The 13955-nt window shown below is 73.9% G+C and carries 11 protein-coding genes; 2 read left to right on the forward strand and 9 right to left on the reverse strand.

Features of this window, described 5'->3' with window-relative positions; translation table 11 throughout:
- Positions 1-483 precede the first annotated feature (483 nt).
- On the forward strand, positions 484-1968 hold the full coding sequence (locus ACGF13_RS13945; protein ID WP_392873420.1) for an ABC1 kinase family protein: 1485 nt from the start codon (positions 484-486) through the stop codon (positions 1966-1968).
- Between the two features lie 119 nt (positions 1969-2087).
- On the opposite strand, the gene ACGF13_RS13950 is transcribed toward ACGF13_RS13945, so the two are convergent.
- The 4 genes from ACGF13_RS13950 to ACGF13_RS13965 all read right to left on the reverse strand — a co-directional run bounded on the left by ACGF13_RS13950 (position 2088) and on the right by ACGF13_RS13965 (position 6028).
- Positions 2088-2486 (reverse strand): hypothetical protein, encoded by a 399-nt coding sequence (locus tag ACGF13_RS13950; protein ID WP_392873423.1) that lies wholly within the window; start codon positions 2484-2486, stop codon positions 2088-2090.
- A complete protein-coding gene (locus tag ACGF13_RS13955) occupies positions 2483-2851 on the reverse strand; it encodes a WhiB family transcriptional regulator (RefSeq protein WP_392873426.1) in 369 nt (122 codons plus the stop codon). The genes ACGF13_RS13950 and ACGF13_RS13955 overlap by 4 nt, the downstream gene beginning before the upstream one ends.
- 171 nt (positions 2852-3022) lie before the next feature.
- Entirely contained in the window at positions 3023-3469 is a 447-nt protein-coding gene (locus ACGF13_RS13960; RefSeq protein WP_392873429.1) for a hypothetical protein, read from the reverse strand.
- A 291-nt stretch (positions 3470-3760) separates the two neighbouring features.
- The gene (locus tag ACGF13_RS13965) at positions 3761-6028 is read right to left on the reverse strand and encodes an ATP-dependent DNA helicase UvrD2 (RefSeq protein ID WP_392873432.1); all 2268 of its coding nucleotides are present in this window, start codon (positions 6026-6028) and stop codon (positions 3761-3763) included.
- A gap of 164 nt (positions 6029-6192) precedes the next feature.
- Between ACGF13_RS13965 and ACGF13_RS13970 the strand changes: the two genes are divergently transcribed.
- Complete coding sequence (locus ACGF13_RS13970; protein ID WP_355268016.1) at positions 6193-6450, forward strand: mycoredoxin; 258 nt, start codon at positions 6193-6195, stop codon at positions 6448-6450.
- Positions 6451-6546: 96 nt separating this feature from the next.
- Here ACGF13_RS13970 and ACGF13_RS13975 read toward each other — a convergent pair whose 3' ends face one another.
- From ACGF13_RS13975 to ACGF13_RS13995, 5 genes are all read right to left on the reverse strand, one after another.
- Positions 6547-7386 carry a GntR family transcriptional regulator gene (locus ACGF13_RS13975; protein ID WP_392873436.1) on the reverse strand — a complete coding sequence of 280 codons (840 nt, stop codon included), beginning with the start codon at positions 7384-7386 and terminating at the stop codon, positions 6547-6549.
- 278 nt (positions 7387-7664) lie between these two features.
- Entirely contained in the window at positions 7665-8606 is a 942-nt protein-coding gene (gene nudC, locus ACGF13_RS13980) for an NAD(+) diphosphatase (RefSeq protein ID WP_392873439.1), read from the reverse strand.
- A 151-nt stretch (positions 8607-8757) separates the two neighbouring features.
- Positions 8758-10161: a dipeptidase gene (locus tag ACGF13_RS13985; protein ID WP_392873442.1), complete on the reverse strand. Its 1404-nt coding sequence runs from the start codon at positions 10159-10161 to the stop codon at positions 8758-8760.
- A gap of 146 nt (positions 10162-10307) precedes the next feature.
- Entirely contained in the window at positions 10308-13151 is a 2844-nt protein-coding gene (locus ACGF13_RS13990) for an FtsX-like permease family protein (RefSeq protein WP_392873445.1), read from the reverse strand.
- Positions 13148-13912, reverse strand: coding sequence for an ABC transporter ATP-binding protein (locus ACGF13_RS13995; protein ID WP_392873448.1), 765 nt, complete (start codon positions 13910-13912; stop codon positions 13148-13150). The genes ACGF13_RS13990 and ACGF13_RS13995 overlap by 4 nt, the downstream gene beginning before the upstream one ends.
- Positions 13913-13955 lie beyond the last annotated feature (43 nt).

The raw sequence follows: 13955 nt of genomic DNA on the forward strand, positions 1-13955 counted from the left end.
CGGACCCCCCCGCCGCCCTGGGGCCCCGGCGCCCCCCCCCCCCCCCCGGGCGGGGGCCCCCCCCCCCGGGGGCGGGCCCCCCCCCCCCCCCGCCCCCCCCCCGCCCGGGGGCGGGCCCCGGGCCGTAGGAGGGCGGGGAGCCACCGCACGGGGCACGAGGCGGGCGGGCGGTGGGCGCAGGGCAGTGGATGGTGGGTGCGGTGGGCGGGTGGCGAGGGTGGGTGGGGTGGGGGAGGGGGGAGGGGGCCCCGGGGAAAGGCGACATCACACCCCTGCGCAGGAAGTCGGCCGAGCCGACTTCCTGCGCAGAACCACCACCCCCCCCCCCACCCCACCACCCCAAGCCGCCCAACTCCCCACAAAGGGAAGCCACTCCCCGCCCCGCCCCGCGGAATTCCGCGGGGCGGGCGACAGGGAGCGGGCACAATGGCGTAGAGATGGTCGGCCGCCCGGAACCGGGCGGCCAGGGATTGGAGGCCCGGGGTGAGCGATCTTCCGCGCAAGGCAGTGACCCGCACGGCACGGCTCGCCGCCCTGCCGCTGGGGATAGCCGGTCGCGCCACGCTCGGCCTGGGCAAGCGGATCGGCGGCCGCTCCGCCGAGGTGGTCACCGCCGAGCTCCAACAGGCCACCGCCGACCAGCTGTTCAAGGTCCTCGGCGAACTCAAGGGCGGGGCGATGAAGTTCGGGCAGGTGCTGTCCGTCTTCGAGGCCGCGCTGCCCGAGGAGGTCGCCGGGCCGTACCGGGCGGCGCTCACCAAGCTCCAGGACGCCGCTCCCCCGATGCCCGCCGCCAAGGTGCACACCGCGCTCGCCCAGCGGCTCGGCGAGGACTGGCGCGAGCTGTTCCGGGAGTTCGACGACCGCCCCGCGGCCGCCGCCTCGATCGGCCAGGTGCACAAGGCGGTGTGGCACGACGGCCGTACGGTCGCCGTCAAGGTGCAGTACCCGGGCGCGGGTGACGCGCTGCTCGCGGACCTCTCGCAGCTGAGCCGGGTGGCCTGGCTGCTGGGCCCGCTGATCCCCGGGCTGGACGTCAAGCCGCTGATCACCGAGCTGCGCGAGCGCGTCTCGGAGGAGCTGGACTACGAGCTGGAGGCGCAGGCCCAGCACCGGCACGCCGAGGAGTTCACGGACGACCCGGACATCGTGGTGCCGGGCGTGGTGGCCCAGGCCGACCAGGTGCTGGTCACCGAGTGGATGGGCGGCACCCCGCTGGCCGAGGTGATCACGGGCGGCACCCAGGAGGAGCGCGACCGCGCCGGGCAGTTGCTGGCCCGGTTCCTGTTCGCGGGCCCGTCCCGGACCGGGCTGCTGCACGCGGACCCGCACCCGGGCAACTTCCGGCTGCTGAAGGACGACGGCCCGGTGTCGGGCTGGCGGCTGGGCGTGCTGGACTTCGGCACCGTGGACCGGCTGCCCGGCGGGCTGCCCGCGCCGATCGGGGCCTCGCTGCGGATGGCGCTGGCCGGGGACGCGGCGGGCGTGCTCCGGATGCTGCGCGAGGAGGGCTTCGTGAAGCCCTCGATCCGGCTGGACCCGGACGCGGTGCTCGACTACCTGCTGCCGATCATCGAGCCGGCCGCGGTGGAGAACTTCCACTTCACCCGGACCTGGATGCGCGCCCAGGCGGCCCGGATCGCCGACCCGCGCTCGCCCGCCTACAACCTGGGCAAGCAGCTGAACCTGCCCCCGGCGTACCTGCTGATCCACCGGGTGACGCTGAGCACCATCGGGGTGCTCTGCCAGCTGGGCGCCAAGGCGCCGTTCCGCGCGGAGATGCTGGAGTGGCTGCCCGAGTTCGCCCACCAGCGGTCGGCGGGCCCCGCGGGGCTCGGAAACTCCGCAACGCCCGGGAGCCACGAGAAGCCCGGGAGCCACGCGAAGCCCGGCAAGCTCACCGGCCCCGCGCGGCAGGCCCGTCCGGCCCGCGAGGACGCCGAGCGGGCCCGGGTCCGCAAGGACTGACCCGGCACCGCGACAACGGCCGCAGGCCGCTCCCCGACGACGGGGAGCGGCCTGCGACACGACGGGGGTGGACCGGAGTCCGGGAGGGCCTGCGGCGGACGGGCCCTCGGGCCGGGGCCCTACATCAGCGCGACGGCGAGCGCCTTGCGGGCGCGCATCGAAGCGCGCTCGGCCCGCTGCCTGAGCTTGTGGGCCCGCACGACCCGGCTGACGAGCCGTTGGTTCTCGGCCTCGTGCCGCCTGTCTTGCATATGGGCACGGGCCAGGGATTCGTGGAGGAGTTGCATCTCGAGGATCCTGTTCTGGGTCTGAAGTTCGGTGGCCTGCTCGGCGCGGGCGGTGGGATCGACGGCGGCGGGGTTCATGTCGTGGTCCTGCTCGTGGTGCTTGCTCGGGAACGGGATGCGGGCTGCGGCGTCGGCCTTGGCGGCGGCGATCCGCACGGATCGGCGGAGGGCGCTGTCCAGCGGGGGCTGCTCTCCCCGGCGGACGGCCCTGGCCTCGTGGGCGGGGTTCACGCCATGACCTCGGTCTTGCGCGGACGGCCACGGGGACGCTTGCGCGCCACCACGACGCCCTGGACGAACAGCTCGCCACCCCAGACGCCCCACGGCTCACGCCGCTCCAGGGCGCCGGCCAGGCAGACGTCCTTCACCGGGCAGGTGCCGCAGAGGGACTTCGCGTACTCGACGTCGGCCGGCGTCTCGGCGAAGAAGACCTCGGGGTCGAAGGCGCGGCAGGGGATGGGGAGACCGAGGGACTCGGCCTGCTCGATCGAGCTGAGCTGCATGGAAGGAACCTCCGGGGGGTCGGCCTGGTCGGCCTTGGTGATCTGGCTTGTCTGCGGTACGGACGGGGTGGGCGGCGTGATGACCGTGGACACTGTTGGCGTCTTCCTCGTCTTTTCTCAGTGGTTCCGACCCAGGGGACTGGTGGTGCTGGGCCGGAGGCCCCGGAGGGCCTGGGTGGTCTTGCGTACCGGACAAAACAGAAGGGCCGCGGATCCCGGTGGTGACGGGTTCCGCGGCCCTGGAGGTGCCGACCTGAGGCTGGCTCAGGTTCGTTCTCTCCAGGGTTCAGGGCCGCGGAAGGCCCACATCCGGACGGCCTTGGCGCCCATGGGGGCGACCGCGGCCTGGTTAATCTGCTGCTCGTTCTGCTTCTGGGTGTTTCCGGCACCGATGACCTGCGCATAGCCGCCATGCATGGCGGCGGCTACTGCCGCCTTCGGTGCCTGGGTCGGTCGCTCGTCGCGCAGGGAGCACGACGTGCCGAACGACGCCCGGTCACGGGACAGACCGGTCTCGACAAAGGTCCCGTCGACGCTCCTGCTGCCCGTGAGGCACAGATCAGTGTGTCCAAGACCACTGACAGCGGGGACGGCGAGGACACCGGTGGTGTCGAGACCCAGACCGGTTCCACCGAGCTCGGCGAACGCCCGCAGGCGGGCGGCACGCAGGGAGGCAGCGACAACGGTCTGGCCAGTCATTTTGGTGATCATGATGTTTCCCACTGTCTTCGCCTCCTCTCGGCGTCTCGCGGAGCCTGGTCTCCCTGGCTCCGAATGTTCGGATGTCTGTCTCGGTGAAGCTCGGTAAAGCGTTGTGAAGCTCTCGGGCGAGGGGCACCGGCACAGGTTTCACCCCGTGCGACCGCGTCCCCTTGACCGCTCCGGCAGGCTATTGCGCTCCCGGTACGCGGCGCAAACTATTTTTCACGCGAGTTCTTCGGCACGACACACGACGGGTTGCGAAGCCCTCGAAGCGGCCCCGTGGACCGCGCCCGTACCGGCTCAGGCCGGATCGGCCGGACCGCCGTCCTCGACGTCGTCCGGATCCTCTTCGGGCTCCTCCCCCGCACACAACGACAGCACGGCCGCCCCGTACTTGTCCAGCTTCATGGCACCGACCCCGGAGATGGCGGCCAGTTCCCCGCGGCCGGCGGGCACGTCCTCGGCGATCGCCATCAGCGTGGCGTCGGTGAACACCACGTAGGCCGGCGCGCCCTGCTTCTTCGCCTGCCGGGCCCGCCACTCGCGCAGCCGTTCGTAGAGCCCCTCGTCCATCGTGGACGGGCAGCTCTCGCAGCGGCGCAGCTTGCGCTCGACGGCCTCGGTGAGCACCTTGTCGCAGACCCGGCACTTGACCGGCCCGCGGACCCGCCGAGCGGCGGAGCGCTCGCCGGGCTCGACGCCCCCTCGCCCGCCGCGTGCGCCGGTGCGCGCGCCGGGGGCGGAGGAGCCGGGGCGCAGCCCGTCCAGGAAGCGGCTGGGCTTGCGGCTGGCTCGCCCGCCCGGGGAGCGGGAGAGCGCCCAGGAGAGGGTGAGGTGCTTGCGGGCGCGGGTGACGCCGACGTAGAGGAGGCGGCGTTCCTCCTCGACCTGTTCGTCGGTCTTGGCGTAGATGATCGGCAGGGTGCCCTCGGTGAGGCCGACCAGGAAGACGGCGTCCCATTCGAGGCCCTTGGCGGCGTGCAGCGAGGCGAGCGTGACGCCCTCGACGGCGGGGGCGTGCTGGGCCGCGGCGCGGGCGTCCAGTTCGGCGACGTAGGCGGCGAGGTCGGTGTCCTGGCCGGCCGCGGTGCGGGTGCGTTCGAACTCCTCGGCCAGTCGGACGAGGGCGGCCAGTGACTCCCAGCGGTCCCGGACGGCGCCGGAGCCGGCCGGCGGCTCGGCGGTGAAGCCCCGGGTGGCGAGGACCGCGCGGACCTGGCCGGCCAGGTCGGGGGCTCCGTCGGTGAGCGGGTCGGAGGCGGCGCGGGCGGCGCCGCGCAGCAGGACGCCGGCGTCCCGGACCTCGGGGCGTTCGAAGAAGCGTTCCGCGCCCTTGAGCTGGTAGGGGACGCCGAGGTCGGCGAGGGCCTGTTCGTAGACCTCGGACTGGCCGTTGGTGCGGAACAGCACGGCGATCTCGCTGGCGCGCACGCCGGTGGCGAGCAGGTCCTTGATCCGGCGGGCGGTGGTCTCGGCCTCCGTGGGTTCGTCCTCGTACTCGGTGTAGACGGGTTCGGGGCCGGCCTCGCGCTGGGAGACGAGTTCCAGGCGGTGCCGGGCGGCCTCGCCGCGGGCCTGGGCGAGCAGTCCGTTGGCGAGGTGGACGACCTGGGGGGTGGAGCGGTAGTCGCGGACGAGCTTGACCACCGTCGCCCCGGGGTGGCGGCTGCGGAAGTTGAGGAGGTAGTCGGGGGTGGCGCCGGTGAAGGAGTAGATGGTCTGGCTGGCGTCGCCGACGACGCAGAGGCTGGCGCCGCCGTCGGGGCCGGTCCACTGGTCGAGCAGGCGCTGCTGGAGCGGGGAGACGTCCTGGTACTCGTCGACGGTGAAGTGCCGGTACTGGGAGCGGACCTGGTCGGCGATGTCCGGGCGGTCCTCCAGGATGGCGGCGGTGAGCAGCAGGACGTCCTCGAAGTCGATGTTGCCGCGGCGGCTCTTGGTCTCCTCGTAGACGCGGTAGACCTGGGCGGTCTCGGCCGGGTCGCGGGGGGCGTCGCGGCCGGACTTGGCGACGGCGGAGGGGTAGTCCTCGGGGGCGATCTGGGTGACCTTGGCCCATTCGATCTCGGCGGTGAGGTCGCGCAGTTCGGTGCGCTGGACGCGCAGGCCGCAGCGGCCGGCGGCTTCGGCGACGAGTTGGACCTTGCGTTCCAGGAGTTGGGGGACGGGGCCGCCGACGGCGCGCGGCCAGAAGTACTGGAGCTGGCGCAGGGCGGCGGCGTGGAAGGTGCGGGCCTGGACGCCGTCGGCGCCGAGCTGGCGCAGGCGGCCGCGCATCTCGCCGGCGGCGCGGGCGGTGAAGGTGACGGCGAGGACCTGCTGGGGGTGGTAGACGCCGCTGCGCACGCCGTAGGCGATCCGGTGGGTGATGGCGCGGGTCTTGCCGGTGCCGGCGCCGGCCAGGACGCAGACGGGACCGTGCAGGGCGGTGGCGACGGCGCGCTGCTCGGGGTCGAGCCCGGCGAGCACGGCGTCCGGGCCCGTGGCGGCGCCGGGGTCGGCCCAGGGGGAGCCGTGGGGGCCGTCGTAGGGGCTGCCGCTCAAGAGGTCTTCCTGCATGCGTTCCATCCTCTCAGCCCGGGGGGACATTGCGGACGGAGTTGTCCACAGGGCCGGTGCGATCGCAGGATGATCGCTCCGCGCGGTGGTCGACGACGTGCCGGAATGCCCGCCGTCCGGTGGACGTTCCCTCCGGAGACCGTTCGCACCTCTCTTTCGAAGGAGCCCCCTCGATGTCCGGCACCGTGACGATGTACAGCACGACCTGGTGTGGGTACTGCAACCGACTCAAGAGCCAGCTGGACCGTGAAGGCATCGGCTACACCGAGATCAACATCGAGGAGGACCCGGCGTCGGCGTCCTTCGTCGAGTCGGTGAACAACGGCAACCAGACCGTTCCGACGGTGCTGGTGACGCCGGCCGGCGGCGGCGAGCAGGTCGTGATGACGAACCCGAGCCTGCTGCAGGTCAAGAAGGCCCTGGCGGCCTGAGCCCCGCGGCCCCGGACCCGTCGACCCGGCCGGGGCCGGCCCCCGACCCCGCCGGGCCGGGGACGGGACCGCCGGGGCCGGCGGGGCCGGCGCGCGTCACTGCGCGTCGGCCCTGGCCGGGTCGACGGGCGTGGCGGGGGCGGGCAGGGTGGTGCGGGCGCTGAGGTCGCCGACGCCGTAGACGAGCCGGCTGCGGTCGGCCGAGTAGCGGGTCTCGATGACTCGTACCGGCCCGCGCCGGTCGTAGGTGACGCGGGTCTGCACCAGCAGCGGCACGCCGGGGCCGCCCTGGAACCACTGGGCCTCCTCGGGGCCCGGCATCCGCGCGACCAGGTGGTCCACGGCGCCGATCTCGGTGCGCCCGAGGACGGCGAGCACCGCTTCGTCGCCGCCCTCGACGGGGTCGGGTTCCATCAGCGGGGTGCCGGCGGCGAGGCCGGCCCGGTAGTGGCTCTCCTCGATGGAGTACGGCTCGCGGTCGAGCAGCCGCAGCTGGCGGCGGACCACGATGGCCTCGCCGGGGCGCAGTCCGAGGCGTTCGGCGATGTCCACCCGGGCCCGGACGATCATCATCTCGAAGTCGGTGCCGAGTTCCCGTCCGGCTTCGGCGGCTTCGCCGAGGTAGACGGCGGAGGGCGCGGCGAGGCAGTCGCGCGGTGCGGGGGTCGGGCTGGGCCCGTAGGCGCGGTGGTCCAGGACGGGGTGTTCGCGCAGGTAGGTGCCCTTGCCCTGGAGGCGGACCAGGCGGCCCTCGTTGACCAGGACGTCGACGGCGAGCCGGACGGTGTTGCGGGCGACGCCGTACTGGCGCTCCAGTTCGCTCTCGACCGGCAGGGCGGCGTCGGCGGTGAACTCGCCTTCGGCGATCCGGCGGCGCAGGTCGGCGGCGAGGCGCTGGTATTTGGGGGATTGGGCGGTGCCCCGGGGGATTGTCACCCTCGTGAATGTAGCGAGCGGGGCGAGCCGGTTTCAGCGGTTTCCGGCAATATCGTCCGAGCGGGTTGACAACGGGCCCGCGCGCCACCCTCCCGGTAGCAGAACTGGCCCGTCCGGATACGAACAGCTGGTCGTGGTGAATGCGGGACGGGATTGGAGAGAAAAACGGGGGCGCATGGAATTGTCCACGCGCCCCCCTTTCGTGCGGCCCTTTCGCGCCGGCGCCCTTTCCGTGGAACCGGCGGGACCGCCGACGCGTCCTACGGGACCCTACGGGGCTACCAGCGCGCCGCCGACGGCAGCGGCTCCCCGTACCAGAGCTCGACCAGGTGCCGGGCGATCGAGATGCCCGACGGCGGCAGGATCTCCCCCGCCTCCATCCCGGCCCGCAGCTCCTCGCGGGAGAACCAGCGCGCCTCGGCCAGCTCCTCGCCGTCCACGGTGATCTCGGTGCCGCCGGGCAGCGCCTTGCCCAGGAAGCCGAGCATCAGGCTGGACGGGAACGGCCAGGGCTGGCTGGCGACGTAGCGCACCTCGCCGACCCGTACGCCCGCCTCCTCGTGCACCTCGCGGGCCACCGCCTGCTCGATCGACTCCCCCGGCTCGACGAAGCCGGCCAGCGTCGACCAGCGGCCCTCCGGCCACAGCGCCTGGCGGCCGAGCAGGCAGCGGTCCTGCTCGTCGGTGATCACCATGATCACCGCCGGGTCGGTGCGCGGGTAGTGCTCGGCCGCGCAGGAGGTGCAGCGCCGCACGTGCCCGGCGCCGGCCTTCTCGGTCGGGTGCCCGCAGCGCGAGCAGAAGCTGTGCAGCCGGTGCCAGTGCTCCAGCGCCACGGCGTGCACCAGCAGCCCGGCGTCCCGGTCGGACAGCAGCCCGCCGACCTCGCGCAGCCCGGCCGGGCGGGCGTCGCCGTCCAGGCGCCCGGGCAGGCTCTCGCCGGCCAGCGCGAAGTACGAGACCCCGTCCTCGTCGGTGCCGAGGAAGTACCGGTCGCCGGTCTGCGGCGCCTCGAAGGAGGGCAGCAGCACGAGTTCGGTGCCCTGCGCGGTGTCGACCACGAACGCCTCGCCGCCGGCGATCGGCAGGACCCGGGTGCTCGGGTGGCTCCAGGCGGCCGCCAGCCAGGGCTCGTCGAAACGGTGCTCGGCCGCCCGGTCCACCCCGGACCGGGCCAGTGCCAGGTGCAGCGGGCGCTCGGTCTCAGGCACGGTGCTCACGTCTGTTCCATCCCCACGTGGTGAATCATCCGGATGAGTGATCTGGCTGCCTCGGTGCGCGCACCAGGGGCCGTCCCCCCGGTGCGCGCGGTGGTGCTCACGCCCTCGGCGCGCGCTGCGGAGGTCACGCCCCCGATGCTCGCGGTGGGGGTCATGCCCCCGGCCGGAAGTTCTCGGCCAGGTCGCCCCAGAGGTACGCGGCGGTCTCCACGCCCTTGGCCAGCAGGTCCAGCTCGACCTTCTCGTTGACCGAGTGCCAGCCGTCCGAGGGCACCGAGATGCCGAGGAACAGCACCGGCGCGCCCAGCACGTCCTGGAGGTCGGCGGCGGGGCCGGAGCCGCCCTCGCGGGTGAAGAGGATCTTCTGCTCGAAGGCCCGTCCCATCGCGCGGACGGTGGACTGCAGCGCCGGGTGGTCCAGCGGAGTCAGGCAGGGCCGGGTCGCGCCGGGGAAGACCAGCTCGTGGCGGATGCCCTCGGGCACCTGCCCGGCCACCCAGGCCCGCACCGCCTCGCGGACCTTCTCCACCTCCTGTCCGGCGACCAGCCGGAAGGACAGCTTGAGGTGCGCCGAGGCGGGGACGATGGTCTTGCCACCGGGGCCGGTGTAGCCGCCCCAGATGCCGTTGACCTCGGCGGTCGGGCGGGCCCAGATCCGCTCCAGGGTGGAGTAGCCGGCCTCGCCGCGGGTGCCGTACGACTTGGCGACCTTCAGCCACTGCTCCTCGTCGAAGGGCAGCTCGGCGAACAGCTCGCGCTCGGTCTCGGTCAGCTCGACGACGCCGTCGTAGAAGCCCGGGATCGCGACCTTGCGGTCGGTGTCGTGCAGGGCGGCGGCCAGCTCCGCGGCGACCTGGGCCGGGTTGGGGACGGCGCCGCCGAACGAGCCGGAGTGGATGTCGGTGTCCGGCCCGTACAGGTCGATCTGGGCGTCGGCCAGGCCGCGCATGCCGGTGCAGACGGTCGGCGTGGTCGCGGACCACATGCCGGTGTCCGAGATGACGACCACGTCGGCGGCCAGCCGCGCGGCCTCGCGCCGGACCAGGTCGGCGAAGTTCGGCGAGCCGGACTCCTCCTCGCCCTCGATCAGCAGCTTGAGGTTGACGGCCGGCGCGGTGCGGCCGGTGGCGGCGAGGTGGGCGCGCACGCCCAGGGTGTGGAAGAACACCTGGCCCTTGTCGTCGGCGGCGCCGCGCGCGTACAGCTGGCCGTCGACCACGGTCGGGGTGAACGGCTCGGTCTCCCAGCCGTCCTCCTTGGCCGCGGGCTGGACGTCGTGGTGCCCGTAGACCAGGACGGTCGGCGCGGACGGGTCCCCGGAGGGCCACTCGGCGAACACCGCCGGCAGTCCGTCGGTCTCCCACACCTCGGTCACCGGGAAGCCGGTCTCGCCCAGCTTGGCGGCCAGCCACTCGGCCGAGCGCCGCACGTCGCCGGCCCGCTCCGGGTCGGCGGAGACCGAGGGGATGGCCAGCCACTCGGCGAGGTCGGCGAGGAAGGCGGCCTGGTGCTGATCGATGTAGGAGCGGACGACGCTGTCCGGGGTTCTCGTCATACCGACGACTGTAGTTCGCCCGTGCGGGTGCCCGCCCCGACCGTCCGGCTGCCGGGCACCGTCGGAGCTGTAACCTCCGTCACCCCCGCCGCGGCGGTGCCGTGGCAGGGGTGACGGGAGCGGGCGCGGGCCCGCGCCCCGGGGGCTCAGCCGGAGCGGCGCAGCAGGGTGATCCGCGAGCGGGTCATCAGGGCGGCGAGCGCGGCAGCGATCACCGGCAGCAGCAGCACGGTGGCGGCGATGACGGGCCACGGGAAGACCAGGGCCTCCTTGTTGGCGAGCTCCTCGGGGCTCATCCCCGGGAAGTTGCTCGCCGCGGCCTCGACCTTGCGCAGCGCCACCCCGGGCACCACGCCGCAGACCACGCCGAGCAGGGTGCCCATGGCGGCGATCACCCCGCACTGGAAGCCGGAGAGCGAGCGCCGGATGCGGGGCTCGGCGCCGACGGCGGCGAGGGTGGTCAGGTCGCGCTGGGAGTCGGCGGCGGCCAGTCCGGTGGCGATGCCGGCCGCGCCGAGGGCGACGATGGCCGCGAAGATGTTCAGCCCGTACTGGATCGGTCCGGCCGGGGACTCGTAGCCGCGTTCGATCTTGAGCACGTCGTGGTCGCTGAGCTTGGCCAGCGCGCCGTCGGCCTTCTGCTGGGCGCCGTCCGTGGGCATGGCGGCGGGCAGCCAGACCGAGCCGGCCGGCCGGGTGCTGAGGCCGAGTCGGGTGACGGCGTCCTGGCCGATCACGACCTGGGCCGGGGCGTCCGGGGAGGAGGGGGCGAGGACGGCGTCCAGGGCGACCTCGGTCTGGGTGGGCTTGCTCGCGCGGCTCCCGTCGTTCGTGGTGGGGTTCGGCCCGGTGATCCGGACGATCGTCTTGCCGTCCTTGACGTAGCGGGCGTCGAAGACGACGGCCTTGCCGCGTGCGAGGGCCTGGCCGGCGGCCGGGTCGGTGATCCCGTAGAGGTTGCGCAGCAGGGCGGCGTCGCCGACCGTGACCGGGCCGTAGGAGTTGCCCCGGTGGCGGGTCGACTGGCAGCGCTTGTCGGTGCTGAGGATCCGCTCGCGCTCGGCGTCGGAGAGGGTCTCCTCCGAGTCCATGAGCGGGCAGCGGGCTTCCTTGGGCAGCTCGACGCTGACGTAGCCGCAGTAGCTGCCGGGGCCGCAGTCGGCCTTGGGTTCGACGCGCTGGACGTCGGCGCGCGGGCCGAGGTCGGGGATGCTGCGTTCGACGGCTTCGCGCATCTGCGGCAGCAGCTTGTCGTCGGACAGCCAGCCGCTGCCGAGGATGACCGCCCCGGACGGGCCGGAGGCGACGTACTCGCGCCGGTACTGCTCCTCGAAGCTGGCGATGTAGACGCTGACGGCGACGGAGCCGGCGACGGCGGCCATCACGGCGGCGACGGCGGGCGCGGTGCGGCCGCGGTGGCGTACGGAGTCGCGCAGGGCGAGCCGGGGGCCGAGGCTGAGCCAGCGGCCGAGCCGGCCGAACAGGCCGACGAGGTAGGGCACGAGGGCGACCATGCCGAGTTCGGCGACGGCCGAGCCGCCGAGGACGGCGAAGCTGCGGTTGCCGATGCCGCCGGTGGCGCCGGACAGGGCGAGGGCGGCGCCGCCGGCGAGCATCAGCAGGCCGAAGACGGCGAGCTTGGGGCTCGGCGGCTTGAGGGTGTCGCGGCCGGTGAGCGCGGCGACGACGTCCTGCCGGGAGGCCTGGACGGCGGGCACGACGGCGGCGAGCAGGCCGGTGACGAGTCCGACGAGGAGGATGCCGAGCAGGTCGAGCGGCGGCAGGGCGAAGTGGCCGAAGCGCCGGCCGGAGCGCTCCTCGGCGGTGGTCTGCAGCAGGGCGACCAGGCCGATGCCGAGGCCCAGGCCGACCACGGCGCCGGTGATGCCGAGGACGATGCCGCCGCCGAGCACGACCGCGCGGACGTTGGCGCGCTCACCGCCGGCGGCGGCGAGCAGTCCGAGCTGGCGCCGGGAGCGCCGGGCGCCGACGGCGAAGGCGGGGCCCGCGAGGAGGACGATCTCCAGCAGGGCCATGCCGGCGACGGTGGCGAGGATGACGACGTCGGTCCGGTTGAAGTAGTCGGTGCCGCCGGCGTACTGCCTCTGCTGGACGTAGTACGGGACGTCGCCGCGGGCCGGCGGGTCGATCAGGACGGCGCGCGAGGTGACCTGGAAGCCGTACTCGTTGAGTTCCTTGACCTTCTGCCAGTCGACGGTGGCGCCGGCCGGGAGCTTGACCAGCCAGCGGGTGGGGCCTCCCTTGCCGGGGTCGTCGGGGTCCTCGGGGAGCTTGTGGAGCACGGTGCCGGGGCGGGTGATGAGTTCGGTGGCCCGCAGGTCGCCGGGGTACTCGTAGGCGCCGGTGATGGTGAAGGGGCTGGACTCCAGGCCGCGGACGGCGGTCCGGTCGCCGATCCTGAGTCCGGAGCGCTTGAGGAAGTCCTGGGTGACGGCGGCCTCGGTGTCGGCGGTGGGGGCCCGGCCGCTGATCAGGTCGATCCGGCCGCGCCAGACCGGGTCGGCCAGGTCGGCCTCGCCGACCCGGGTGCTGAGCAGGCCCTCGGCGCTGCTCGCCGCGGTGAACGGGCCGCTGAGCTCGGGCACCAGGGTGGCGCCCGGGATCAGTTGGCGGGCCAGTTCGGCGGGTGCGGTGTCGAGGGCGCGCTGCTGCGCGGGGGTGTACGTGGGGGCCGCGCCGCCCTTGGCCTCGTCCTTGGGGTCCTTGATCGTGAAGCCCTGCTCGGGGTCGGGGGCCTGCAGGACGGAGGAGCCGCGTTCGACCATGTGCACTTCGGCGGCGGCCTGGCCCATGACCCGGACGGAGTGTTCGGCGGGCGTGAGTTCGGCGCTGCGGAAGACCACGTCGGCGCCGGTGACGCCGAGGACGGGCAGGGCGACCATGGCGATGACGAGGGCGCTGCGGCCCTTGGCGCGCAGGGCGTCGCGGCGGGCTATGCGCAGGGCCACCCGCCAGGCGCTGAGCTTCACTCGTCCACCTTCAGGCTGTTGCCGGCGGCGCTGACGAGCAGGCTGGCGGCGTCCTGGCTGGTGGACTCGTCGACCATGCGGCCGTCGCGCAGGAAGACGACGCGGTCGGCCCAGGCGGCGTGCCGGGCCTCGTGGGTGACCATCATGGCGGCGGCGCCGGCGTCGCAGCGGGCGCGCAGGACGGCGAGGACGGCTTCGCCGGTGGTGGAGTCGAGGGCGCCGGTGGGTTCGTCGGCGAGGACGAGGCGGCGGTCGCCGATCAGGGCGCGGGCGATGGCGACGCGCTGCTGCTGGCCGCCGGACATGTCGTCGGGGAAGCGGTCGGCGAGTTCGGGGATGCCGAGTTCCTCCAGGGCGGTGAGGGCCTCGCGGCGGGCGGCGCGGGCGGACAGCCCGTCGAGTTCGCGCGGCAGCGAGATGTTCTCGGCGGCGGTGAGCGCCGGGATCAGGTTGTAGTCCTGGAAGACGTAGCCGACGGAGCGGCGGCGGACCTGGGCGAGCTTCTTGCGGTTGAGTTCGCCCAGGGCGACGCCCTCGACGAGGACCCGGCCGCCGCTGGGGGTGTCCAGGCCGCCGGCCAGGGTGAGCAGGGTCGACTTGCCGGAGCCGGAGGGGCCCATGACGGCGACGAACTCGCCGGGGTGGACCTTGAGGTCGACGCCGCGCAGGGCCTGGACCTCGGCGGCGCCCTGGCCGTGGACGCGGGTGACGTTCTCCAGGTGGAGCACCGGCGTCTGCCGGGCCTCTTCGGTGTGGGACACGAATTCCCCCCTTGTGCTGGGTGTGCGCTCGGAGTCGGGTCCG

Origin of the sequence: Kitasatospora sp. NPDC048286 (assembly GCF_043201735.1) — a bacterium.
Classification (GTDB): domain Bacteria; phylum Actinomycetota; class Actinomycetes; order Streptomycetales; family Streptomycetaceae; genus Kitasatospora.